Source organism: Paenibacillus sp. ClWae2A, from assembly GCF_032452295.1.
GTDB lineage: Bacteria > Bacillota > Bacilli > Paenibacillales > Paenibacillaceae > Paenibacillus.
The window spans coordinates 1-23961 of record NZ_JAULSQ010000010.1; the positions used below are offsets into that span (position 1 = coordinate 1).

The window sequence follows — 23961 nt, forward strand, 5'->3', positions numbered from 1 at the left end:
ACGACCGTTAAGCCCTCTAGCGCCGATGGTACTTGGACCGCAGGGTCCTGGGAGAGTAGGACGCCGCCAAGCAATAGAAGACACACTTGATGATATCGAGTGTGTCTTTTTTTATTTTAATCCTAAATACTTATATAAACCTTAACAGCCCTGGTAAATAACCAAGGCTGTTTTTTTATTTCATTATTTATGAGAATGTTAAATAACTTTAAAAGGATCATTTCTTCTCTATCATCAATTTAAGTACAACATCTGTCTATACTTTCATTTGGTTGCAAGCCTCCCCAAGGATTGTAAGGGAGTTCTGCAATGCATGCTGGGTTTCCGAATCAGTGATGACGCCTTGTTTGTTCATTTTCAATGTAATATGAGGAATGGTTAAACAGCCCTCCTGTAGAACTTGTGCATTAATCATGTTTAGTGTGAGCAATAAGGAAGCGTGGGCTTTGTCACCTCCCATGGGGCTTGGGGAAGCAGCAATGACAATGGTGGTTTTATTGAGCCATTCTCCAGAAGATACAACCCAATCTAGTGCGTTTTTTAAGACCCCAGGAACGCCGTTTCCATACTCTGGCGTGCAGATAAGGACACCGTCCGAATGCTTAAGTTGGGCTCTCAAGTTCTGTACGGACATTGGACCCTCCTCGACATCGAGGTCAGGGTTAAAATGCGGCAGATCATTTAATTCATCATATACTTCAAACTTAAGGTTAGTGTGAGCCAGTTTAATCATGGCGTGCATTAGTAACGTATTGGAGGACTGATTGCGCAGACTTCCAGAAATGGCAAGGATATTTAATTCTTTTTTCATGGATATAGATCATCTCTATTCTTTAGTAATGTAGGGCAATTTGTTTATTTTCCTCCTATTTGAATGAGCTGTCTATAAAAAACGCATATAATTAAGGCATTCTTCATGTTAGTCAGGGAATATCCACAATTCTTCATCAAAAATGCATGCCATCGTTTGTATTGCTCTGGGTAATAGAATGAAGAGATCACTTTAAAATAAACAACTAACGAAAGAATCATAATAAATATTTTTTAAAATTAGTACCAAGTACTAAGACTTAGTGCTATAATGGTAAAAAAACAAATGAGGTGACTGCCGGTATGAATCATCAATCTAAGGCAACTATCACGGCAATGGGGGCGTATGTACCGGATCGAATATTAACAAATGCTGATCTGGAGAAATTAGTCGAGACAAGTGACGAATGGATTGTGCAACGTACAGGCATGAGAGAACGGCGAATTGCAGCTGAAGATCAATTTGTATCTGACCTGGCTACGAAGGCTGTAGAAGACATGATACGTCGTTATGAAGTAAGTGTAGAAGATGTGGATATGATCTTGGTGGCTACTAGTACACCTGAATATGCTTTCCCAAGTACGGCATCCAGAGTACAGGCTAATCTTAAGATCCCACACACGGGCGTACTGGATTTAAATGCTGCCTGCGCAGGTTTTACCTATGGGCTGCAGCTAGCCGACAGTCTGGTGACCAGTGGAATGTACCGCAAAGTACTTGTCATTGGAGCAGAGACGTTATCCAAAATTACGGATTACACAGACCGCACAACTTGTGTACTGTTTGGTGATGGAGCGGGGGCCTTCTTGGTGGAGGGATCAGCGGCTGGAGAAGGTGACTTTATGGCAGCCATATCCGGTACGCATGGAGAAGGCGGTATACATCTCTATAAGAGTGGTCTGTCTTCAGAGATGAATGGTGTGCCTTTACAGGGTGAAGGTTGTCTGGTTCAGAATGGTAGAGAGGTTTATAAGTGGGCTGTACGGACGATTCCTGAGCAATTGGATAAGCTGATAACAAAAGCTGGGTTAAGATCTGAACAGATTGACTGGTTTGTCCCGCATAGTGCCAATATGAGAATGATTGAGGCTGTTTGTGAACGTGGTCCGGTTCCATTGGAACGAACCTTAACCAGTGTCGAGTACCGTGGGAACACATCTGCCGCTTCCATTCCGCTTGCTTTACAGCTTGCAGTGGATGAAGGGAAATTGAAAGAAGGACAGAGCGTGGCTCTCTTTGGCTTTGGCGGTGGTCTGACATACGCAGGTTTGGTACTGAAATGGGGCGTGCCGGACAGGGTTCAATAATAGATAACATACGACTGTATGCAACACAAAAATAAATTAGAGAAAATTAAAGAGACCACCCAAACTTCATGTAGCCATGAAGAGGGTGGTCTCTTTAGTGAGTTAACTCGTTTCAAAAAAGTGATATGAATGCAGCTATTTTTTGTGTTAACCGGAATTGCTTAATCCCATAAACATTTTACGGCGTAAGCTTAGGGGCATGGCGGTGATGAGTTCCTTGTTCGTAGCTGTAAGCGAGCTTGATCAAGGTACCTTCATCAAAGGCACGACCCAGGAATTCCATACCTACAGGCAAACCATCGGTTGTGAAACCGGCAGGTACAGTGATTGCCGGGAAGCCGGAGAATGGACTCAGACGGTTGTTACCACCGGAGGTTTGACCCTCGCCGATCACGCCAGCGGCCTGTGTAGATGTAGGATAGATGATGGCATCCAGATTATTATCTGCCATAACTTTCAGCAAGGACTCACGTGTAACTTGGGTGCGTTTCAGGACGATGTCCTTGTATTCGGTAGTCTCCAATGTTTGGCGTGCATCCCGAGTTTTCATGGATTGCTCCTGAGACTTGTCGAACTCTCCGGAAGCGATGATTTCGGACAGACTGTGATATGGAGCATCTGCGCCCAATGAGTCCAGATAGTCATTCAGTTGGAACTTGAATTCATATCCGCTGAGACTTGGGTATTTGTTGATCTCAGTCAAGTTCGGGATGGAAATGGGAACTGCGGTAGCGCCCAGTGTCTTCAGTTCTTCCACAGCTGTGTTTATGACGTCAGCAACGGCTTTTTCTTCAGCTTTTGTACTTGGGATGAGTTCTGTGGCCACACCGATGCGTGCACCTTTCAGTCCGTTTACATCCAAGAAGTCTGTATAGCTGGATGGGATTTTTCCAACCGCGTAAGCTGTAGCGACATCTTTTTTATCATATCCGGCTGTAGCATCCAACATGATTGCTGCATCACTCACCGTACGGGCCATAGGTCCACCGACATCCTGTGTCAAAGCCAATGGGATAATGCCTTCACGGCTGGACAGTCCGATGGTTGGGCGAATACCCACAAGGCTGTTGAAGCTGGATGGGATACGGATCGAACCGCCAGTGTCTGTACCCATGCCGGCTGCGGCAAAGTTAGATGCAATGGCAGCACCTGTTCCACCGCTTGAGCCACCTGGATAGTGGTCCAGGGCGTAAGGGTTCAGTGTTTGTCCACCCAATGAGCTGGATGTCGTGATGCCAAATGCGAATTCATGTAGGTTTGTTTTGCCCAAAATAATGGCCCCAGCTGCTTTGAGTCTCTTCACTTGTTCAGCATCGTGAGCAGGAATGGAATCTTTCAGACAGATACAGCCTGCGGTTGTCGGCATGTCATTGGTATCGAAATTGTCTTTCACCAGAATCGGAACGCCATGCAGAGGTCCACGAGCACCTTGAGCTGCACGTTCTTCATCCAATTGCTCCGCAATTTGGAGCGCATCCGGGTTCAGGGTTAATACAGCGTTGATGCTTACCCCTTGATCATCGTATTTTTCAATGCGGTCCAGATATTTCTGAACCAGCTCTTTTGATGTCAGTTTTCCTTGCGTCATTGCAGTCTGGAGATCCATAATGGTTGCTTCCTCCAGCACAAACGGTTTTATGTAGTTATAAATGCGGTCTTTCAATACAGATAGATCATTCTCGGTAAGTACAGCGTTTGGAAGGAAGAGGGACTCCGTATAACCTTTCATTAACCCCGCAGTGTTCAATGCACCAACAGCACCTGCGAAAGTGGCTTCATCCGGGACATCCTTAAATGATTCGGTAGTCGAATCCAGCTTGAGCCATTGTTGCAAGGCGACCGCAGCATCTTTACGTTGTACGGTTGTGCCGGAGAGCTTGTCCATGGTAAAAGGAACACCTGCAAGTGTAGCCGCTTCTTCCATGGCCTTAAAAAATGCTGCCGGAGTAGCTGGCGCTGTTCCTTTGGATACAGCTGCTACTGTTGTTTTACTCGTAGGCGTTGCCGTTGCGGCTGATGCCGAAGGTACCGATCCTCCCCATGTTGTGGCAACAACAGCACCTACCAGTAACAAAGCCCCACTTTTTTTCAATACAGATCCATGATAAGTCATGCATCCACGCTCCCTTCCTGTGTCTCATTGATGTGTGTTAGCAGCGATTCTGTTTCTATGCTTTTGACACATTGTATAGTTATGTCAGGTAATCTTACAATGTTTATATTTATCCAAAAAAACGTATACATCAATGCTGTACAGTGTTAATACTTATTCATGCTTCTGTTTACATGTACTCAGAAAAACTATTACATATTTTGATGTAAAGAAATATAACATGAATTTGATATATTGATTAAACATAAGGTTGCAGGATGCGAGTAGATTAGGAAGTAGAGATGACAGAGCATACCTTTAGTGTGAAATGATATAATGAAAAGATAGGAATAAAAGAGACATAACGTTCTACCAGAGAGGAAGAGATATGAAGTGAAGACATTGGTACTTGCAGAAAAACCGTCTGTGGCACGCGAAATAGCCAGAGTCATGGGTGCGCGTGATAAACATAAAAGTTATATGGAAGGCCCGAAATATATCGTTACCTGGGCGCTTGGACATCTGGTTGGATTAGCTGAGCCAGAGGATTACGACAAGAAGTATGCAACATGGAATCTGGAGGACCTGCCCATTCTGCCAGAGCGTACGAAACTGAAGGTACTTAAAGAGACCAACCATCAATATAAAGCCGTGCAGCAGTTGATGAAACGTCAGGATGTAGGCGAACTGGTCATTGCGACGGATGCTGCACGTGAGGGAGAATTGCTGGCCCGTTGGATCATGCAGATGGCGGGGTGGAAAAAACCTTTTAAACGCCTGTGGATTTCATCCCAGACAGATAAGGCGATCAAAGACGGATTTACTTCGCTGAAGCCAGGCAGTCAATTCGACCGTCTCTATGAATCTGCACGTTGCCGGGCTGAGGCCGACTGGATGATTGGACTTAACGTGACCCGTGCGCTAACCGTTCGTTTCAATGCGCAGTTGTCTGCTGGACGGGTCCAAACGCCGACCTTGGGCATGATTATGGACAGGGAAAATGAAATTAATGGTTTCCGCTCTCAGGAGTATGAGACGTTAACGGCAGATTTGGGTGGTTTTCAGGCTGTGTGGCGGGCAGCTGGGGGAGATTCACGAATTTTCGACCCTCAAGAAACGCAAGAATTGAAGAAACGGGTAGACGGGCGCAAGGGCACGATTGCCCAGGTGAAGAAAAGCGAGAAAGTAGAGCCACATCCACTGGCATATGACCTGACGGAGCTGCAACGGGATGCCAACCGGAAATATGGTTTCTCTGCAAAGCAAACATCAAATGTCCTGCAACGTCTGTATGAACAGCACAAACTCGTGACGTACCCACGTACGGACAGCCGGTATCTGACTTCCGATATGACAGCTACATTGAAAGAACGTCTGGACAGTGTAGCCATTGGACCTTATGCGTCTTTGGCACGTCCTTTGCTGCGCAAAAATCTGAATATCACCAAACGTATTGTGGATGACAGCAAAGTGACCGATCACCATGCGATTATCCCGACGGAGCAAACGGTGCTTCTGAATCAATTGAACCCGGAGGAACGCAAATTGTACGATCTGATTGTACGTCGTTTTATCAGCCTGTTCTATCCGGCAGCGAAGTACGATTCGGTTGCGATCATCGTTCAGGTGGGGAATGACTCCTTCCATGTCAAAGGTACAACGGTGAAAGAAAGTGGATGGCGTGAAGTATACGGCGGCGATTACAGCGATGATGACGATGACCGGGCTGACGATGCAGCAGATCATGAGCGTGCGCTTTTGCCAGATGTGCAGCAAGGACAGTCCGTGACGGTTCAGCGTTGCCATATTAAAAGTGGACGGACGATGCCGCCCAAACGGTATACCGAAGCCGCTTTGCTTTCGCAGATGGAAAAGTATGGACTCGGCACTCCGGCTACGCGGGCGGATATTATCGAGAAGCTGGTCAGTTCCGATACAATAGATCGTCAAGGCAACAGCATGCACCCGACTGGCAAAGGAAAACAGTTAATTGAACTGGCTGCTCCGCAGCTTCGTACACCGGATCTGACTGCTCGCTGGGAAGCTGAACTGGAACGCATCGCTCGTGGGCAAGGGAAACCGGGGCCGTTTCTGGATAGTATCCGATCCATGGCGAAAGAGCTGGTGTCTACGGTAAAAGGCAGCAAAGCAGAGTACAAGCCGCATAATGTGTCTAATAGCCATTGCCCGGACTGCAATGCGCGATTGTTGGAGAAGAAGGGCAAGCGCGGCAAGTTTCTTGTATGTCCTACGGAGGACTGTGGATATCGTCGTTCGGCCGAGAAAAGATTGTCCAATCGTCGTTGTGCGCAGTGCCACAAAAAGATGGAAATCAAAGAAGGCAAGGCGGGGCTATACGTGCAATGTCTGCCTTGTGGAATTACAGAAACATTGGATAAGGATAAACAGCATGTGAACAAACGCGATCAGCAAAAGTTGGTTAAACAGTATGCAAAGCAGGAGTCCATCGGTTCCAATCTGGGTGATCTGCTAAAAGCGGCTATGGAGAAAAAAGGAGAGTAGACAAACTCCAGATGAACTGATGATGACTTTTCACTGCTCGTTCATGCCAAGTCGTATAAGATCCTCCTTTTTCAGGAAACGTAAGCCAAGGAGGTGATACCTATATGCCGCATAACAAACCAGAGAAAATCCATAACCAGCAAAACAAAGACAGTATTCGGGAAGAGAGTATCGCTGTGCGCCCGGACAAAGCAGCCAAAAGAGCACCAAGCCTGAACGGTATTCCAAAACAGGAGTCCTAGGTCAGAGCGAGGTTAGTGTTCTTACACAAATTTGGGGTTCCCTACCGGTGCATTGAACATGTCTCTGTTGAGGATTATAATGGAGACAGGGAGATGTCCCGGGACAGGGGGATCGCTAGAATTATATGCAAACCGGACTTATATTGTGGTTTTTATTTATTAATGTAGTTGGTTATCTGGTGATGTCGGATGATAAGAGGCGTGCACAACAGCGTCGTGACCGTACACCCGAACGGACGTTATTCTTGCTTGCGTTTATTGGCGGTGCTTTGGGAGTCTGGATCGCGATGTATCGGAAAAGGCATAAGACCAAACATCCCAGCTTCACCATTGGCATTCCGTTGTTGTTGTTCTTGAATGCGGTATTCTATGGTTACTTTATTCAATGAACACATGGAACACATGCGTAACCGTTCATAGAATGGTTACATATGTAAATTCATTCGTATAAATGGTTCATTGTGGCTATGGAACGTTTAAGGAGTTATATGGTTCTGTTAGTTTATTACATGTCAGACCGAAGCTTGCTTCGCGTGCTCTACATATAAAGGAAGGGACGGGATTCACATGTTATTTTCCAAAATATTAGTGGCTTATGATGGTTCCAAAGCTTCAAATAAAGCACTTGATCGTGCGATTGAGCTAGCTAAAGTGTCCCCAAATGCAGTGCTGGATGTCATTCATGCGTTTGATTTCCCGCGTGTATTCATCGGTGAGGGGTTGGCTCCACTGCCACCTTCACTTAATAATGACTACTACAATCTGGCGGTACAGACGACAGATGAAGCAAAAGAGCGAATTCAGGCTGCTGGTATAACGGCCAATGTGGATCTGATTCAAGGAGCGGCTGCGGAAGTATTGCTTGATTTTGCCAAAGAAAATGATTCTGATATCATTATTATTGGTAGCCGCGGACTCGGTGGAATTCGGGAATTTGTCCTGGGTAGTGTCAGTCACAACGTGGTGCAGCATGCTCAGGTTCCAGTACTGATCGTAAAATAATGGATGAAGTGTGCACGCACTGAAAAGCAGGAAGCCGGTTGTCTTCGAGAGATTGAAGAGGAGCCGGCTTTCTTTTATGGAATGAAATGGATGTCTAAGCGAATTTAATGAAGCAATTCCCGAACATTATATTTGTCAATATGTTAAATGTTCGTCTTTAAGTTGACATTAGCTGTAGGGGATTGTTAGAATGTTAGATGTGTCGATCAGGTAAGAATAAGGTCGAGTAGGAACGAAATATGTAATAAGAGATTACAAAAATGAACGAAGATAGTTTGATAGATATTTGCTCGTATAACGCCGGGAATAGGGCCCGGAAGTATCTACCCGGGAACCGTAAATTTCCGGACTACGAGGAGATACGGCTGAGAGTCGCATGCAACCAGATGCGGACAGCAAGCCCACTTTTGGCATGCCCAAATGAGGGATACGTATTTCTTGGAGTCCGGTGTCCGAAGAAAATGTGATGTTTTCGCGGGTAGCGGATTTTTTCATTTCACACGTAATAAGAGTTCCTTAATATCAGATGTAATCAAAAAAAGCTCAGACGGGAGTTGGATGTATTCATGTCACTGCAAGTCGCTGTAATTATGGGCAGCAAGTCGGATTGGGAAACGATGAAACATGCGTGCGAGGTGCTGGATGAACTGGAAATCGGATATGAGAAAAAAGTTGTCTCAGCCCATCGTACACCGGATTTGATGTTCGAATACGCAGAGCAAGCAATTGATCGAGGATTCAAGGTGATCATTGCAGGGGCAGGCGGGGCAGCACATCTACCCGGTATGGTAGCCGCCAAAACGATGCTTCCAGTCATTGGCGTACCGGTTCAATCCAAAGCATTGAACGGTCTCGATTCCTTGTTGTCCATTGTTCAGATGCCTGGTGGTATTCCCGTCGCAACTGTCGCGATTGGCAAGGCAGGGGCAACGAATGCAGGATTGCTCGCAGCTCAAATGATCGGTGCTTTCGACCCGGATGTCCAACGTCGCTCTGAAGCTCGCCGAGAGCGCATCAAACAAGAAGTACTTGAAAGTAGTGAAGAACTATGAGTAGTACAGGGAAGAAATCCGGTACGGCAGGAGAAGTACAGCATGTCCTGCTGCCGGGGAAAACAACCATCGGCATTCTTGGAGGCGGACAGCTCGGACGTATGATGACGCTCGCAGGAACGGCAATGGGGTATCGATTTGTTACTCTTGATCCCGCTGCGGATGCACCTTGTGGACAAGTTGCTCGTCAGATTCAAGCTGGATATGATGATGCCAAAGCTGCGCTTGAACTGGCTCGGCAATGCGATGTCATTACGTATGAATTTGAAAATGTGGATGCAGAAGTCGCAGGGCTGCTCGAGCGTGAGTCTTACGTTCCGCAAGGAAGTGCGTTACTGTACACCACACAACATCGGTTGCGCGAAAAACGTGCGATTGAAGCCGCTGGAGTAAGAGTCGCGCCTTATCGTGAGATCACGAGTGCGGATACGATGCTTGCTGCTGTAAGCGAACTTGGAGTGCCATGTGTACTGAAGACGGTGACTGGAGGTTACGATGGCAAAGGCCAGCGTGTAATTCGGGAAGCGAGTGAGGCGGTTGCCGCATATGAAGAACTTGCAGCTACAGGTGCGGAACTGGTGCTGGAACAATTCATTAAGTTTGAATGCGAGATTTCGGTCGTAGTAGCACGTAGCACAAATGGGGAGATCAAGACCTTCCCGCCAGCGGAGAATATTCATGTGAACAACATTTTGCATGTGTCAATCGTGCCGGCTAGAGTTGCTGCAGACATTCAGATTGAAGCGCAAAAGCTGGCAGCTGCGGTGGCAGAATCGATGAAGGCTGTTGGGCTGCTGGCTGTGGAACTGTTTGTAGCGGCGGATGGAAGACTGTACGTCAACGAACTGGCGCCAAGACCGCATAATTCCGGTCACTATACGATGGAAGCTTGTGCGACTTCTCAGTTCGAACAACATATCCGTGCGATCTGCGGATTACCACTTGGGGACACTTCGTTATTGAGTCCGGTTGTTATGGTCAATGTGCTTGGAGAGCATCTGGAAGGCATTATCGCCAGAGCAGGGCAACCTGATGCGGAAGCGATAGAACTCGGTGTGATTCCCAAGCTTCACATATATGGTAAAACCGAAGCAAAAACAGGACGTAAGATGGGGCATGTGAATCTGCTCTGTCAGGATGTTGAAGAAGGATTGCAATGGATTGAACAAACTAACCTCTGGAGGAATACAAATTCATGATTGAACGTTATAGCAGACCCGAAATGAGAGCCATCTGGACCGAAGAGAACAAGTTCCAATCGTGGCTGGAAGTTGAAATTTGTGCATGTGAGGCGTGGGCCGAACTGGGTGTAATTCCTAAGGAAGAAGCAGCATTGCTTCGTCAGAACGCATCTTTTGACATCGACCGCATCTATGAGATTGAACAGGAAACACGTCATGATGTTATCGCATTTACACGTACGGTATCTGAAAGTCTGGGTGCGGAGCGGAAATGGGTGCACTACGGACTGACTTCCACAGATGTCGTGGATACGGCTCTGGGTTATGTACTGCGTCAAGCGAATGAGATTTTGGAAAAGGATATTGTGAATTTCATTGAAATTCTGCGTGAAAAAGCACTGGCTTATCAGCACACACCAATGATGGGACGTACACACGGCGTGCATGCAGAGCCAACAACATTTGGACTGAAAATGGCGTTGTGGCATGAAGAAATGAAACGGAACCTGGAACGTTTCCGTCATGCAGCAGATAATGTACAATATGGCAAAATCTCAGGCGCAGTAGGAACGTACGCGAATATCGATCCGTTTGTTGAAGAGTTTGTCTGCGAGAAGCTGGGCACGAAGCCAGCGCCGATCTCGACTCAAACATTGCAACGTGACCGTCACGCGGAGTATATGGCTACACTGGCGTTGATCGCAACGTCACTGGACAAGTTTGCTACAGAGGTACGTGCGCTGCAGAAGAGTGAGTTCCGTGAAGTGGAAGAAGCTTTTGCTAAAGGTCAAAAAGGATCTTCAGCAATGCCGCACAAGCGTAACCCAATTGGTAGTGAAAACATCTCCGGTCTGTCCCGCGTCATTCGTGGACATATGGTATCCGCATACGAGAACGTAACGCTCTGGCATGAGCGCGACATCTCACATTCTTCTGTAGAACGTATCATTCTGCCGGATGCAACGATGCTGCTGAACTACATGCTGAACCGTTTTGGTAACATCGTGAAGAACCTGACGGTATTCCCTGAAAACATGAAACGTAACATGGAGCGCACCTACGGGGTACCATTCTCCGGTCGCATCATGACTAAACTGATTGACAAAGGCTTCAGCCGCGAGCAAGCGTACGATACCGTTCAACCACGTGCGATGCAAGCATGGGAAGAACAACGCCAGTTCCAGGATATCGTGAAATCCACACCGGAAATCACGGAAGTGCTGAACGAAGAAGAAATCGCAGATGCATTCAACCCATCATGGCACCTGAAGCACGTAGATACGATCTTCAAAAAGCTCGGCTTGAACGATTAATATATAACTTCCATAAGGCTATAGCGCAGAATGATGGTTTTGCACTTGAACGCAGAAGATAGAAATAAAAAGCTACTTCGGAAGCATACGCTGTGCCTTCATCAAATTTAAAACAAGTTTTATTCCCTAAAAGTATAGGTTGATTATGTGTTCACGCTGGAACGGAGAAGGCAGAAAAAACCTGAAGAAGCAAAGCGCTCGCCTAAAAGCTTTCTGAAAGAAAGCTGCATCGGAAGCATACGCTTATCACAGGATTTTCCCCTTGAAAAAGGCGATCAGAAAAATCCGGGGATAACAGCGATCGGAAGGTTGTTCTGCATTCGGAGTGGCCCTGCGTGATGAGGGAATTGGACGTATACTTTACATCTCCTGAAAGAAGGTGAGCCCATGGCACTGTCCACTGCGGCAGATCTCGTTAAAGCACCTCTGTTATATAAAGGAAAAGTACGTGAATTGTACGATCTGGGTGAACATTTTCTGATCGTGGTTACGGACCGAATCTCGGCATTTGATTATGTGCTGGACCCGGCAGTTCCTGAGAAAGGAAATGTACTGAATAAACTCAGCAGTTTCTGGTTTGAACTGACAGGTGACATGATGGATAACCACGTGGTTCATACCGATGTGAATCAACTGGGTGATCTCATCACAGACCCTGAATTGCTCAAAGACCGCATCATGGTGACCCGCAAAGCAGAGCGCATTGATATTGAATGTGTCGTGCGTGGATACATCACTGGTGGTGGATGGAGACAATACGAGACGAGCGGTGAAGTCAATGGCATTAAACTGCCTGAAGGACTGCGCAAGAACGCCAAACTCGAAGTTCCCATTTTCACCCCGGCAGCCAAAAATGATGTAGGGCATGACGAGGACATCTCGATGGATCGCATGAAAGAACTGGTGGGAGACGGACTTGCAATGGAGCTTCAGGAAAAAAGCTTGCGCTTGTACGAATTCGCTCGTGATTACTGTGATCAACGAGGCATCATTCTGGCAGACTGCAAATTCGAGTTCGGCATCGTGGATGGCAAGGTCATCCTGATTGACGAAATCTTCACCCCAGATGCATCACGCTTCTGGGCCAAAGAGAATTATGAACTCGACATCGAGATCGACAGCATGGATAAAGAGCCAGTGCGCACCTACCTTGCCGGAACCGATTGGGACAAGAACAGCAAACCTGATCCACTCCCACAAGCGGTAGTTGAAGCAACAACCGCAAGATACGTCGATATTTATAACCGTTTAACGAAATAATAACGTTTGAGCGCGGGCTACGGAAAAGTTTGAGGAAGCTAACGTTTGAGCGAGAGCTATGGGAAAGTTTGGCTTTCGATCGCTGTTGCCCCCGGAATGTTTTGATTGGAATCCTTTTTTCAAAAGGAAACATTCCGGTTGCAAAGGCGAACGCTTACGCTTCTCTAGCTCAAATCTTTCCCTCCGCCAGTGTTCAAACTGGTGGGTGAGGCAATTAAGAGCGGTGGCTTCCCACAGGTAGGGAAGCCTGAAGAGATTGCAAGATTCAAATTCATTGATTCATAAAGTAACTTAAAGACCAGTCGCCATTAAATGTTTTCACGTAATGGTCAGGCTAGACCATTACCCACCGTGCAACGTAAAGGTTTAGGCCTTTAAAAAAACGTCGCATGGACAGCGGAGGGGCGGAATTGTTCTTAAAAGGAGCGATAGCGTTCGCCTTTGTCCCCGGGTTTTGACCGCAGAGCGGGCCAAAACAATCCAAAAAAAACTGGGGACAACAAGCGATCGGAAAGAACAATCCCCCCCCGGAGCAAGCGCCCCAAGTCACTTTTTTAACAGCGTAAAGCATTTATCCCGTTCATTACTGAGGAGGAACATAAGGATCATGATCAAAGCAACCGTATATGTCACTATTAAGCAAAGCGTACTCGACCCGCAAGGCGTAGCTGTTCAAGGAGCCCTGCATTCCATGGGATTCAACGAAGTGGAAAGTGTACGGATCGGTAAAGTCATGGAATTGAACCTGGATACAACAGATCGTGCGGAAGCGGAGAAACGATTGAAAGTCATGTGTGAGAAGCTGCTGGCCAACACCGTTGTTGAAGATTACCGCTACGAATTGGAGGGTTAATCTCATGAAATTTGCAGTTCTTGTGTTCCCTGGCTCCAACTGCGACATCGACTGTTACAAGGCAGTGGAAGATGCGATCGGACAAGAGGTTGATTATGTATGGCACACGGCTACAGATCTTTCGGCTTATGATTGTATTTTAGTTCCGGGTGGTTTCTCTTATGGTGACTACCTGCGTTGCGGAGCGATTTCCCGCTTTGCACCGGTAATGAACGAGGTAGCGAAAGCTGCTGAACAAGGTAAATATATTTTGGGTATTTGCAACGGATTCCAGATCCTGACGGAAGCGGGCTTGCTTCCAGGCGCATTAATACGTAACACTTCCTTGAAATTCCGTTGTCACGATACGGTATTGAAAGTGGCAAACGCGGATACACCATTTACACGTGACTATGCACCCGGCGAAGAGATTATCATCCCGATTGCTCACGGTGAAGGCAACTATTATTGCGACGAGGAGACGCTCGCGAGTCTGCAAGCGAACAATCAGATCGTATTTACGTATGGTAACAACCCGAACGGTTCCCTGGGTGATATTGCAGGAGTCTGTAACGAGGCTGGCAACGTGGTCGGCATGATGCCGCATCCAGAGCGTGCAGTGGATTCACTGTTTGGTTCGGAAGACGGCAAACGTATGTTTACATCTATTTTGAAAGCATGGAGGGATCGGCATGACGCAGCAGCTATCCGCTAAGGAACCAACAGCAGAACAGGTCGCAGAACATAAACTTTACGCACAAATGGGCGTATCTGACAGCGAGTATGAGCTGATCTGTGAGTTCATGGGGCGCAAGCCAAACTACACGGAAATTGGTGTGTTCAGTGTAATGTGGTCTGAGCATTGTGCTTATAAAAACTCCAAGCCATTGCTGCGCCGGTTCCCAACCACTGGACCACGTGTCCTGATGGGACCTGGTGAAGGTGCCGGTATCGTGGATATCGGTGATAACCAGGCCGTTGTATTCAAAATTGAAAGCCATAACCATCCTTCCGCAGTTGAGCCTTATCAAGGTGCGGCAACAGGTGTGGGCGGCATTATCCGTGATATTTTCTCCATGGGTGCAAGACCGGTAGCAATACTGAACTCCCTTCGTTTCGGTAAGCTGGAGAGTGATCGCGTTAAATATTTGTTCGAACATGTGGTATCGGGTATTGCTGGATACGGTAACTGTATCGGTATTCCTACCGTTGGTGGCGAAGTGATGTTTGATGAGAGCTATGAAGGCAATCCACTGGTTAACGCGATGTGTGTGGGTCTGATTGATCATGACAAGATTCAGCGCGGTGTAGCTAAAGGTGTAGGTAACCCGGTTTACTATGTGGGCCCGCCAACAGGCCGTGATGGAATTCATGGAGCAACCTTTGCATCGGTTGAATTGACGGAAGAATCCGAGTCCCAACGGACAGCTGTTCAGGTCGGTGATCCATTTATGGAGAAACTGGTAATGGAATCCTGTCTGGAATTGATCGACACGGGCATCGTGCTCGGAATTCAGGATATGGGTGCTGCGGGTCTGACATGTTCGAGTGCAGAGATGGCAAGTAAAGCGGGTAACGGTCTGGAACTGTATCTGGATCAGGTGCCACAGCGTGAAGAAGGCATGACGCCTTACGAGATGATGTTGTCCGAGTCCCAAGAACGGATGTTGTTCGTTGTTGAGCCGAAGGATGAGGCGCAGGCGATGGAAATCTTTGAACGTTGGGGCGTAATCTGTGCCAAAGTTGGTAAAGTAACGGATGATGGTCGTCTGAAATTGATCCACCACGGCGAAGTGGTCGGAGATATGCCGGTAACGGCTTTGGTTGACGAATGTCCAGTGTATGACAAACCTTCTTCTGTACCTGCCTACTACGAGCAGAGTGCTTCCATCGACACGCTTCGTTATGACGAAGTGTCGGATCTCGGCGGAGCACTGAAACAAGTATTGGCTTCACCAACAGTAGCTAGTAAAAAATGGGTGTACGATCAATATGACTACATGGTGCGTACAAGCACTGCCGTTCGTCCAGGTTCGGATGCTGCCGTAGTTACGATTCGTGGTACACGCAAAGGTCTCGCGATGACAACGGACTGTAATGGACGTTATGTGTACCTTGATCCTGAAGTTGGTGGACGGATTGCCGTAAGTGAAGCAGCGCGTAACATTGTATGTTCCGGTGCAGAGCCGCTGGCTATCACGGACAACCTGAACTTCGGTAACCCGGAGAAGCCGGATATTTTCTGGCAAATGGAGAAAGCGGTAGACGGTATGGCGGAAGCTTGTCGTGTGCTGGATACGCCGGTCATCGGTGGTAACGTAAGTTTGTATAACGAAAACGCCAAAGGCTCCATCTATCCAACGCCAGTTGTCGGTATGGTAGGTCTCGTTCATGATACGGATCATATCACGACACAAGCCTTCAAATCCGAAGGTGATGTTATCATCCTCCTCGGTGAAACAAAAGCTGAACTGGGTGGCAGCGAGCTGCAATACGCGGTTCATGGTCAGACGGAAGGTCGTCCGCCAGAACTGAACTTGCAAACGGAAAAAGCATTGCTGAGAACCGTGCTGGAAGCTATTCAATCTGGTCTCGTTCGCTCTGCACATGACTTGTCTGAAGGCGGCTTGGCTGTTGCACTCGCAGAGTCTTGTATCAGTGGTAACGTAGGAGCACAGGTGAATGTGGAGACTGCATTGCGTGCAGATCACGCCCTGTTCAGTGAGAGCCAATCCCGTATCTTGTTGTCGGCTACGCCAGAGCAAGCGGGTAAACTTGAAGCATTTGTACGTGAGCGCGGTGTACCTGTAGCTGTGATTGGCCGTGTAGAAGGCAGTAACCTGACGATTGAACTGAACGGAACATCAGCCGTGAACGAACCTGTAGGAGGTTTGGCTCAGGTCTGGGAGGATGCGATTCCATGTCTCATGAACTGACGACAGGACCGTTGTGGACAGGCGATTATTATAATGAAGGGTCCGGCAAGGAAGGACTCGACAAATTGAAAGAAGAATGTGGCGTGTTCGGGGTGTTCAGACACCCTGACGCGGCTTCGCTCTCCTATTATGGACTGCATGCGCTGCAACATCGGGGCGAAGAAAGTGCAGGCATGTGTGTGAGTGATGGCAGCCAGTTTAACTATCATCGCGGCATGGGTCTGGTGAAGGAAGTGTTCACTAAAGACCTGATGCAAACGTTGACCGGGGATATTTCCATTGGACATGTCCGGTATTCCACAAGTGGTGACAGTAAACTGACGAACGCACAGCCACTGGTATTCAAATACCGTGATGGCGATTTGGCAGTAGCAACCAACGGAAACATTGTGAATGCACCAACGATCCGGCGTGAGCTGGAGCAGAGTGGGTCCATTTTCCAAACAACGAGTGATACCGAGGTTATTGCGCATCTGATTGCACGATCCTCCAAAGGGCTTGTGGAAGCGGCAAAAGAGGCATTCCAGCGCATTGTTGGCGGTTATGCATTTCTGATCATGACCAATGACAAGCTGCTCGTGGCTTCCGATCCGCACGGACTTCGTCCGCTGACGATGGGTAAGCTGGGAGATGCGTATCTGTTTGCATCCGAGACGTGTGCACTGGAAACAATCGGCGCAGAGTTAATTCGTGATATTGAACCGGGTGAACTGCTTGTGCTGGATGCAGATGGTCTGCACGAAGATCGCTTTGATCATCACAAACACCGCAAGGCATTATGTGCGATGGAATATATTTATTTTGCCCGTCCAGACAGTGATATGAATGGTACGAACCAACATGCTGCGCGTAAACGGATGGGAAGCCGGATGGCGATTGAGTCGTTTGTGGATGCGGACTTGGTTACGGGGGTACCAGATTCCAGCATCTCGGCAGCAATAGGATACGCTGAACAGACAGGTATTCCGTATGAGATGGGTATGATCAAAAATAAATACACCGGACGTACGTTTATCCAGCCGAGCCAGGAATTGCGGGAGCAGGGCGTGAAGATGAAGCTGAGCGCTGTGCGTCGCGTCGTGGAAGGCAAGCGTGTGGTTATGATTGACGACTCCATCGTACGGGGAACGACCTCCCGGCGGATCGTGAACATGCTGCGTGATGCAGGAGCAACGGAAGTTCATGTGCGCATTACATCACCACCTTTCAAAAACCCGTGTTTCTATGGCATCGATACCCCGGACAGCCGTGAATTGATCGCTTCACAGCTGTCGGTGGAAGAAATCTGCCGTGAAATTAATGCGGACTCCCTGGAGTTCCTCAGTCCCGATGGACTGATAGCATCGATTCAGGGAGATAATCAGGATGATCCTAAAGGCGGACTATGTCTCGCATGTTTTGATCATGATTACCCAACCCGCCTCGATTTTGGCGGCGAAGAAAAATTCGGCTGCAGCTGTTAGCCCTTAAGCCCCGCCTTGCGGAGCAACAGGGGCTAGGCAGCCAGGCGAAGCAGCTGCCCTGCGGGCCTAGCCCGCGCCCTCAAGCCCCGCCTTGCGGAGCAACAGGGGCTAGGCAGCCGAGCGAAGCAGCTGCCCCCGGGCCTAGTCCGCGCCCTCAAGCCCCGCCTTGCGGAGCAACAGGGGCTAGGCAGCCAGGCGAAGCAGCTGCCCAGCGGGCTTGCCCCGCAGCGTAGCTGAGCGGGGTTCGCCGACCGATGGCTTGCAGCTAACGGAATCGGCGAACAATCCCGCGAGATCACGTACGAATCAACCATAGCAAGATCACACCAGCCACCTCTGCACCGCTTTTTTTGGCGGGTGTCCAGAGGGCCTGCCAAGGTCCTATGGAGTCCTCCCGGGCGGGAGGATTTAGGTGGGGCGAAAAAAAAGGAGATGATTCCACTTGTCCGAAGCATATAAAAAGGCCGGCGTTGATATCGCGGCAGGTAATGAAGCGGTTGAACGGATGAAAAAACACGTGAAGCGTACCTTCCGTCCGGAAGTGATGACAGATCTGGGCGGATTCGGTGCCCTGTTCGGTTTGAACAAAGATAAATACGATGAGCCGGTGCTTGTATCCGGTACAGACGGCGTAGGCACCAAGCTGAAAATTGCATTTGCCATGGACCGTCACGATACCATCGGAATCGACGCGGTAGCGATGTGTGTGAACGACATTGTGGTACAGGGTGCAGAACCACTCTTCTTCCTTGACTATCTGGCATGTGACAAAGTCATTCCTGAGAAGATTGAAGCTATTGTTTCGGGCATCGCTGAAGGCTGTCATCAATCTGGTTGTGCGCTGATCGGAGGCGAGACGGCGGAGATGCCAGGCATGTACAGTGAAGGCGAATACGATATTGCCGGATTCACGGTGGGTATCGTGGACAAAGGAAAGATCATCAACGGTACAACCATCGCCCCTGGCGACACAGTGATTGGCCTGGCTTCCAGCGGTGTGCATAGTAACGGATTCTCGCTGGTACGCAGACTTTTGTTGGAAGATGCGGGTCTTGATCTGCATGATGAAGTAGCGGAACTGGGCGGTAAGCTGGGTGATTCCCTGCTGGAACCTACAAAGATCTATGTTAAACCCCTGTTGTCCCTGCTGGAAAAGGTAAAAGTAAAAGGCATGGCACACATTACAGGTGGCGGCTTCATCGAGAATATCCCACGTATGTTGCCGAGCAACGTGAATGTGGATATTGACTACGGCTCTTGGCCGATCCTGCCGATCTTCAACCTGTTACAGGAAAAGGGAGCTGTCTCGAACCGTGACATGTTCACCACATTTAACATGGGTGTTGGGCTTGTACTGGTCGTTAATGAAGCAGATGCAACGGAAGCGCTGCAACAACTGAAAACATCTGGTGAAGAAGCGTACATCATTGGCCGTGTTACTGAAGGAGATGCGCGAGTAACCTTCACGGGAGCGGATGTTTAATGGCGAACTACCGCATAGCTGTATTTGCCTCGGGTGAAGGGTCTAACTTTCAGTCATTGGTCGATGCAGTACGAAACGGTGGGCTGGATGCATCCGTAGATCTGCTCGTGTGTGATAAACCGTCTGCACGCGTTGTGCAGCGGGCACAGGATGCAGGCGTGGATTGTCATCTGTTTACTCCGAAAAATTATGCTTCCCGTGAAGCCTATGAGGCAGAGATCGTGGAAGTACTTGAATCCAAAAAAATCGACTTGGTCGTTCTTGCGGGATATATGAGATTGCTGACTTCTGTTGTGGTGGATCGTTACGCAGGGCGGTTGATTAACATTCATCCGTCCTTGCTACCAGCATTTGCAGGTAAGGATGCGATTGGACAGGCTCTCGAATATGGCGTGAAAGTAACGGGCGTGACCGTGCATTTTGTGGACGGAGGCATGGATACCGGACCGATTATTGCTCAACATCCCGTTCCCATTTTGCCAGAGGATACGCCTGAGTCAATCAGCCGTTCCATTCATGCAGCCGAACAGCAGTTATACCCTGAGGTTGTTTCCTGGTTCGCTCAAGGTCTGGTTCAATTAGACGGACGTCACGTCACTATTAACAAACCGGTTTGATATAAGTTGAATTTTTTTTACACATTAACGGAGAGGACAGAAAAAACCTGAAAAAGCGAAGCGTTCGCCTTTATCACCGGATTTTCCCTTTAAGAAAAGGGAATCAAAAAATCTGGGGATAACAGCGATTAGAAGGTTGTTCTGTCATCGGAGTGTCCCGTGTAAACATCTTGGTTCAACTTCTATAACAGAAGTCGAATATTGGTACGCATTTTGTGATATTTCTCGGGAAATAAATCGGCTGTGTTTCGTCAGGAAACGCGAAGCCATGGGACATTAAAGGAGGAGCATATTGTGAGTATCAAAAGAGCGCTGGTCAGCGTATGGGATAAAACAGGCATCGTGGACTTTTGCCGCGAGCTGTCGCAAATGGGTGTGGAGATTATTTCGACAGGAGGTACAAGCAGCCTGTTGTCGAAGGAAGGCGTACCTGTCATCGGAATTTCGGATGTGACCGGGTTCCCGGAAATCATGGACGGACGTGTTAAAACATTGCATCCGGCGGTTCATGGTGGGTTGCTGGCTGTGCGTGACAGCGAAGAGCATAAGCGCCAGATGGAAGAAAACGGATTGGATTATATTGACCTCGTTGTCGTAAACCTCTACCCCTTCCAAGATACTATCGCCAAACCGGATGTGACGTACGAAGACGCCATCGAGAACATCGATATCGGTGGTCCAACGATGCTTCGTTCGGCAGCCAAAAACCATGCTTTTGTTAGTGTCGTTGTTGACACAGCAGATTATGGCAAGGTGCTTGAAGAAGTTCGCAGTAATGGCGATACCACCCTCGAAACACGCAAACGGCTTGCGGCAAAAGTGTTCCGCCATACAGCGGCTTACGATGCAGTTATTTCTGACTATCTCTCCAACCTGAACGGTGATCCGTTGCCAGAGCGTCTGACGGTTACTTACGAAAAACTTCAGGATTTGCGTTACGGCGAAAATCCACACCAGCAGGCGGCATTCTACCGCAAACCGCTGGCTGCTCAAGATACGTTGACAACAGCCGAGCAATTGCATGGCAAAGAGTTGTCTTACAATAACATTAACGATGCGAACGCAGCATTGCAGATTGTCAAAGAATTTGAAGAACCAGCCGTTGTCGCGGTAAAACATATGAACCCATGCGGCGTAGGTATTGGCGCAAGTATCTATGAAGCCTACAGCAAGGCATATGCTGCAGATCCAACGTCTATCTTTGGTGGCATCGTGGCAGCGAACCGCATTATCGACAGCGATACAGCAGGCAAATTGAGCGAGATTTTCCTGGAAATCGTACTTGCCCCTGACTTTACACAAGAGGCACTCGATATCCTGACGAAGAAGAAAAACATTCGTTTGCTCAAAACGGGTGAATTGAATGCTGCTCGTAAACGGGAAAGCCAATTCGTGGTAACGTCTATCGACGGCGGCATGATCGTGCAACAGTCCGATGTACACTCCATCGAAGCGAGCGAGTTGAATGTTGTAACCGATCGTGCACCATCGGAAGAAGAACTGAAACAGCTGTTGTTTGGCTGGAAAGTAGTTAAACACGTGAAATCCAACGCGATTGTACTTGCTTCGAATGACATGACGGTGGGTGTGGGCGCTGGACAAATGAATCGTGTGGGTGCAGCCAAAATTGCGATTGAGCAAGCGGGAGAGCAAGCAAAAGGCGCTATTCTGGCATCCGATGCGTTCTTCCCAATGGGTGATACGCTGGAACTGGCAGCAAAAGCCGGAATTACAGCGGTGATTCAACCTGGTGGTTCGATCAAAGATGAAGAATCCATCAAAGTAGCCAATGAATACGGAATTGCCATGGTCTTCACAGGCATTCGTCACTTCAAACACTAGAGCGAAAAAGGTTTAAATAAGGGGTGTCGCCAGTCATACTTATGACTTATGGTACACCCCCTCTTTTTTAGGTTTTTCAACAGGCATTAGCGTAACAAATCCAGTTATGCACGGAGGGGGAACAGAGCGAATGGATATTCTGGTAGTAGGCGGCGGTGGCCGGGAACATGCAATCATCTGGGCGCTGGCGAAGAGTCCAAAGGTAGACAAGATTCACTGTGCACCGGGAAATGCAGGCATTGCTCAGCTCGCTGAGTGTCATGCCATTGCGGTGAATGAATTCGATAAACTAACGGCTCTTGCTGTAGAGCTTAAAGTGGGTTTGGTGGTTATTGGTCCGGATGATCCGTTGGCGGATGGGATTGTGGATGCATTTGATTCGACAGGTATTCCGGTATTTGGACCTCGTCGCAATGCAGCAGAGATCGAAGGTAGCAAGACGTTTATGAAGGATCTACTGCACAAATACAACATTCCAACCGCAGCCTATGAGAAATTCGATAATTACGAACAGGCTCAAGCATACTTGAATGAACAAGCAATTCCGGTTGTCATCAAGGCAGATGGACTGGCAGCGGGCAAAGGTGTGACGGTAGCGTATTCCCGTGAAGAGGCTGATCAGGCACTTCGCAGTATTATGGTGGAGAAGGTATTTGGTGAAGCAGGAGCCAAAGTGATTATCGAGGAATTCCTCGCAGGACAGGAAATGTCGATTCTGGCTTTTGTCGATGGAGAGACGGTTCGTCCGATGGCGGCGGCACAGGATCACAAACCTGTATTCGACAATGATCAGGGGCCAAACACAGGCGGTATGGGTACATACTCACCGCTGCCACATATTCCTGCTTCCATTATTGAGGAGGCTGTGGAGACGATCATCAAACCAACGGCTAAAGCGATGGTGTCCGAGGGACGTCCATTCCAGGGTGTATTGTTTGCCGGACTGATGATCTCGCCAGATGGCAAACCCAAAACCATTGAGTTCAACGCACGGTTCGGCGATCCCGAAACACAGGTCGTATTGCCACGTCTGAAGAGTGACTTGTTTGATATCTTCTGGGCAACCGTTCATGGCAAGCTGGCTGATATTGAGATTGAATGGAGCGATGAAGCCGCAGTATGTGTGGTGCTTGCTTCAGGAGGTTATCCGGGTCCTTATGCCAAAGGCGTAATCATTGAAGGTCTGGATCAAGTAGATGATGCCGTGGTATTCCACGCAGGTACTGCGCGTAGTGAAGCAGGAGATTGGGTCACCAATGGTGGACGAATCCTGGGCGTAGTTGGCCTTGGTGCGGATATTGCCGAAGCTAGAAACAAAGCTTATGAACAGGCGGAGCGTATCCATTTTGATGGTAAACATCAGCGGACGGATATTGCTGCCAAAGCACTCGTATAGAATGAATATAAGAGCCCGTAAAGATGTGTACCGGAAAGGTATTTGCATCCTGCGGGCTCTTTGCTACGTATATAGATATATCTTGTGCAATGGCCGAACTTGTCCATATGGGAAAGAAATGGGGAAGATACGAAAGGATCAAATCTGGGTGTATAGGCATGTTGTTTAATGCCCTAAAGTACAGGGTAGTATTTTTATAAATTGGACTATACTAAATATGTGAACAATATCACATTATGAGGTAATAACAATCATATTATAAAAAGTAAGTAACATACATAGAGACTAATTTGTGAACATTATACTGTAAGCTTGTGGCAAACCATAACGTGCAACTGGATGGTTGAGCGGGAAACATGGTATACTTTTCGGAAACAGGAATGAGTACGAGGGGAGGTGGATATCTATTGGGTAGGCGATATTGTAAATTGTCCAAATGGCGAATCTAGGTGGAGTTAAGCGAGGAACAATTGACAGCATGAGGGGTAACCCGATTTGAATGAAGAAGTTTCTGCATGTCATTGACTTCATCTTGAATTCCTGTTTTGGTTTTACAAGGTCAAACACGTACGACATATACAAATATGATCATTATTCGATTTCATATAA

Annotated in this window: 19 protein-coding genes and 1 riboswitch; of the genes, 17 read left to right on the forward strand and 2 right to left on the reverse strand. The window is 48.0% G+C overall.

Going from position 1 to position 23961, the window contains the following annotated elements; all coding sequences use genetic code 11:
- Window positions 1–256: 256 nt before the first annotated feature.
- Window positions 257–811, reverse strand: coding sequence for an NADPH-dependent FMN reductase (locus QVE09_RS23505; protein WP_315938760.1), 555 nt, complete (start codon window positions 809–811; stop codon window positions 257–259).
- A gap of 302 nt (window positions 812–1113) precedes the next feature.
- Here QVE09_RS23505 and QVE09_RS23510 point away from each other — a divergent pair, with 302 nt between their 5' ends.
- Entirely contained in the window at window positions 1114–2118 is a 1005-nt protein-coding gene (locus tag QVE09_RS23510; protein WP_315938761.1) for a ketoacyl-ACP synthase III, read from the forward strand.
- A gap of 178 nt (window positions 2119–2296) precedes the next feature.
- On the opposite strand, the gene QVE09_RS23515 is transcribed toward QVE09_RS23510, so the two are convergent.
- On the reverse strand, window positions 2297–4231 hold the full coding sequence (locus QVE09_RS23515) for an amidase family protein (RefSeq protein ID WP_315938762.1): 1935 nt from the start codon (window positions 4229–4231) through the stop codon (window positions 2297–2299).
- Window positions 4232–4603: 372 nt separating this feature from the next.
- Between QVE09_RS23515 and QVE09_RS23520 the strand changes: the two genes are divergently transcribed.
- The 16 genes from QVE09_RS23520 (at window position 4604) to purD (ending at window position 23352) form a co-directional block, all read left to right on the forward strand.
- The gene (locus QVE09_RS23520) at window positions 4604–6733 is read left to right on the forward strand and encodes a DNA topoisomerase III (RefSeq protein WP_315938763.1); all 2130 of its coding nucleotides are present in this window, start codon (window positions 4604–4606) and stop codon (window positions 6731–6733) included.
- A gap of 104 nt (window positions 6734–6837) precedes the next feature.
- The gene (locus QVE09_RS23525) at window positions 6838–6975 is read left to right on the forward strand and encodes a hypothetical protein (RefSeq protein WP_017690703.1); all 138 of its coding nucleotides are present in this window, start codon (window positions 6838–6840) and stop codon (window positions 6973–6975) included.
- A 125-nt stretch (window positions 6976–7100) separates the two neighbouring features.
- Complete coding sequence (locus QVE09_RS23530; protein ID WP_315938764.1) at window positions 7101–7364, forward strand: DUF1294 domain-containing protein; 264 nt, start codon at window positions 7101–7103, stop codon at window positions 7362–7364.
- 178 nt (window positions 7365–7542) lie between these two features.
- The gene (locus QVE09_RS23535) at window positions 7543–7977 is read left to right on the forward strand and encodes a universal stress protein (protein ID WP_315938765.1); all 435 of its coding nucleotides are present in this window, start codon (window positions 7543–7545) and stop codon (window positions 7975–7977) included.
- Window positions 7978–8247: 270 nt separating this feature from the next.
- A riboswitch (purine riboswitch) is annotated at window positions 8248–8349 on the forward strand.
- A 194-nt stretch (window positions 8350–8543) separates the two neighbouring features.
- Window positions 8544–9029: a 5-(carboxyamino)imidazole ribonucleotide mutase gene (gene purE / locus QVE09_RS23540; protein WP_017690699.1), complete on the forward strand. Its 486-nt coding sequence runs from the start codon at window positions 8544–8546 to the stop codon at window positions 9027–9029.
- Complete coding sequence (purK, locus tag QVE09_RS23545; protein WP_315938766.1) at window positions 9026–10228, forward strand: 5-(carboxyamino)imidazole ribonucleotide synthase; 1203 nt, start codon at window positions 9026–9028, stop codon at window positions 10226–10228. The genes purE and purK overlap by 4 nt, the downstream gene beginning before the upstream one ends.
- The gene (gene purB, locus QVE09_RS23550) at window positions 10225–11523 is read left to right on the forward strand and encodes an adenylosuccinate lyase (RefSeq protein WP_047840491.1); all 1299 of its coding nucleotides are present in this window, start codon (window positions 10225–10227) and stop codon (window positions 11521–11523) included. The genes purK and purB overlap by 4 nt, the downstream gene beginning before the upstream one ends.
- Before the next feature lie 387 nt (window positions 11524–11910).
- Entirely contained in the window at window positions 11911–12783 is an 873-nt protein-coding gene (locus QVE09_RS23555) for a phosphoribosylaminoimidazolesuccinocarboxamide synthase (RefSeq protein WP_315938767.1), read from the forward strand.
- A gap of 607 nt (window positions 12784–13390) precedes the next feature.
- Window positions 13391–13636: a phosphoribosylformylglycinamidine synthase subunit PurS gene (purS, locus tag QVE09_RS23560; protein ID WP_017690695.1), complete on the forward strand. Its 246-nt coding sequence runs from the start codon at window positions 13391–13393 to the stop codon at window positions 13634–13636.
- Window positions 13637–13640: 4 nt separating this feature from the next.
- Window positions 13641–14330, forward strand: a complete 690-nt coding sequence (purQ, locus tag QVE09_RS23565; RefSeq protein WP_091000868.1) for a phosphoribosylformylglycinamidine synthase subunit PurQ — start codon at window positions 13641–13643, stop codon at window positions 14328–14330.
- Window positions 14308–16551: a phosphoribosylformylglycinamidine synthase subunit PurL gene (gene purL, locus QVE09_RS23570; protein ID WP_315938768.1), complete on the forward strand. Its 2244-nt coding sequence runs from the start codon at window positions 14308–14310 to the stop codon at window positions 16549–16551. The genes purQ and purL overlap by 23 nt, the downstream gene beginning before the upstream one ends.
- Window positions 16536–18014 carry an amidophosphoribosyltransferase gene (purF, locus tag QVE09_RS23575; protein ID WP_036606069.1) on the forward strand — a complete coding sequence of 493 codons (1479 nt, stop codon included), beginning with the start codon at window positions 16536–16538 and terminating at the stop codon, window positions 18012–18014. Before purL ends, purF begins: the two co-directional genes overlap by 16 nt.
- Window positions 18015–18456: 442 nt before the next feature.
- Window positions 18457–19497: a phosphoribosylformylglycinamidine cyclo-ligase gene (purM, locus tag QVE09_RS23580; RefSeq protein WP_315938769.1), complete on the forward strand. Its 1041-nt coding sequence runs from the start codon at window positions 18457–18459 to the stop codon at window positions 19495–19497.
- A complete protein-coding gene (gene purN / locus QVE09_RS23585) occupies window positions 19497–20114 on the forward strand; it encodes a phosphoribosylglycinamide formyltransferase (RefSeq protein ID WP_315938770.1) in 618 nt (205 codons plus the stop codon). Before purM ends, purN begins: the two co-directional genes overlap by 1 nt.
- Before the next feature lie 294 nt (window positions 20115–20408).
- Window positions 20409–21956, forward strand: a complete 1548-nt coding sequence (gene purH / locus QVE09_RS23590) for a bifunctional phosphoribosylaminoimidazolecarboxamide formyltransferase/IMP cyclohydrolase (RefSeq protein WP_315938771.1) — start codon at window positions 20409–20411, stop codon at window positions 21954–21956.
- Between the two features lie 130 nt (window positions 21957–22086).
- On the forward strand, window positions 22087–23352 hold the full coding sequence (gene purD / locus QVE09_RS23595) for a phosphoribosylamine--glycine ligase (protein WP_315938772.1): 1266 nt from the start codon (window positions 22087–22089) through the stop codon (window positions 23350–23352).
- Window positions 23353–23961: the final 609 nt, after the last annotated feature.

Bases quoted from the DNA above. Each gene is read 5' to 3' on its own strand.
- QVE09_RS23505 (WP_315938760.1), bottom strand. From the start codon at position 811: ATGAAAAAAGAATTAAATATCCTTGCCATTTCTGGAAGTCTGCGCAAT.
- purB (WP_047840491.1), top strand. From the start codon at position 10,225: ATGATTGAACGTTATAGCAGACCCGAAATGAGAGCCATCTGGACCGAA.
- purF (WP_036606069.1), top strand. From the start codon at position 16,536: ATGTCTCATGAACTGACGACAGGACCGTTGTGGACAGGCGATTATTAT.
- QVE09_RS23530 (WP_315938764.1), top strand. From the start codon at position 7,101: ATGCAAACCGGACTTATATTGTGGTTTTTATTTATTAATGTAGTTGGT.
- purK (WP_315938766.1), top strand. From the start codon at position 9,026: ATGAGTAGTACAGGGAAGAAATCCGGTACGGCAGGAGAAGTACAGCAT.
- purE (WP_017690699.1), top strand. From the start codon at position 8,544: ATGTCACTGCAAGTCGCTGTAATTATGGGCAGCAAGTCGGATTGGGAA.
- QVE09_RS23535 (WP_315938765.1), top strand. From the start codon at position 7,543: ATGTTATTTTCCAAAATATTAGTGGCTTATGATGGTTCCAAAGCTTCA.
- QVE09_RS23525 (WP_017690703.1), top strand. From the start codon at position 6,838: ATGCCGCATAACAAACCAGAGAAAATCCATAACCAGCAAAACAAAGAC.
- QVE09_RS23555 (WP_315938767.1), top strand. From the start codon at position 11,911: ATGGCACTGTCCACTGCGGCAGATCTCGTTAAAGCACCTCTGTTATAT.
- purD (WP_315938772.1), top strand. From the start codon at position 22,087: ATGGATATTCTGGTAGTAGGCGGCGGTGGCCGGGAACATGCAATCATC.
- purS (WP_017690695.1), top strand. From the start codon at position 13,391: ATGATCAAAGCAACCGTATATGTCACTATTAAGCAAAGCGTACTCGAC.
- purQ (WP_091000868.1), top strand. From the start codon at position 13,641: ATGAAATTTGCAGTTCTTGTGTTCCCTGGCTCCAACTGCGACATCGAC.
- purL (WP_315938768.1), top strand. From the start codon at position 14,308: ATGACGCAGCAGCTATCCGCTAAGGAACCAACAGCAGAACAGGTCGCA.
- QVE09_RS23510 (WP_315938761.1), top strand. From the start codon at position 1,114: ATGAATCATCAATCTAAGGCAACTATCACGGCAATGGGGGCGTATGTA.
- purN (WP_315938770.1), top strand. From the start codon at position 19,497: ATGGCGAACTACCGCATAGCTGTATTTGCCTCGGGTGAAGGGTCTAAC.
- QVE09_RS23515 (WP_315938762.1), bottom strand. From the start codon at position 4,231: ATGACTTATCATGGATCTGTATTGAAAAAAAGTGGGGCTTTGTTACTG.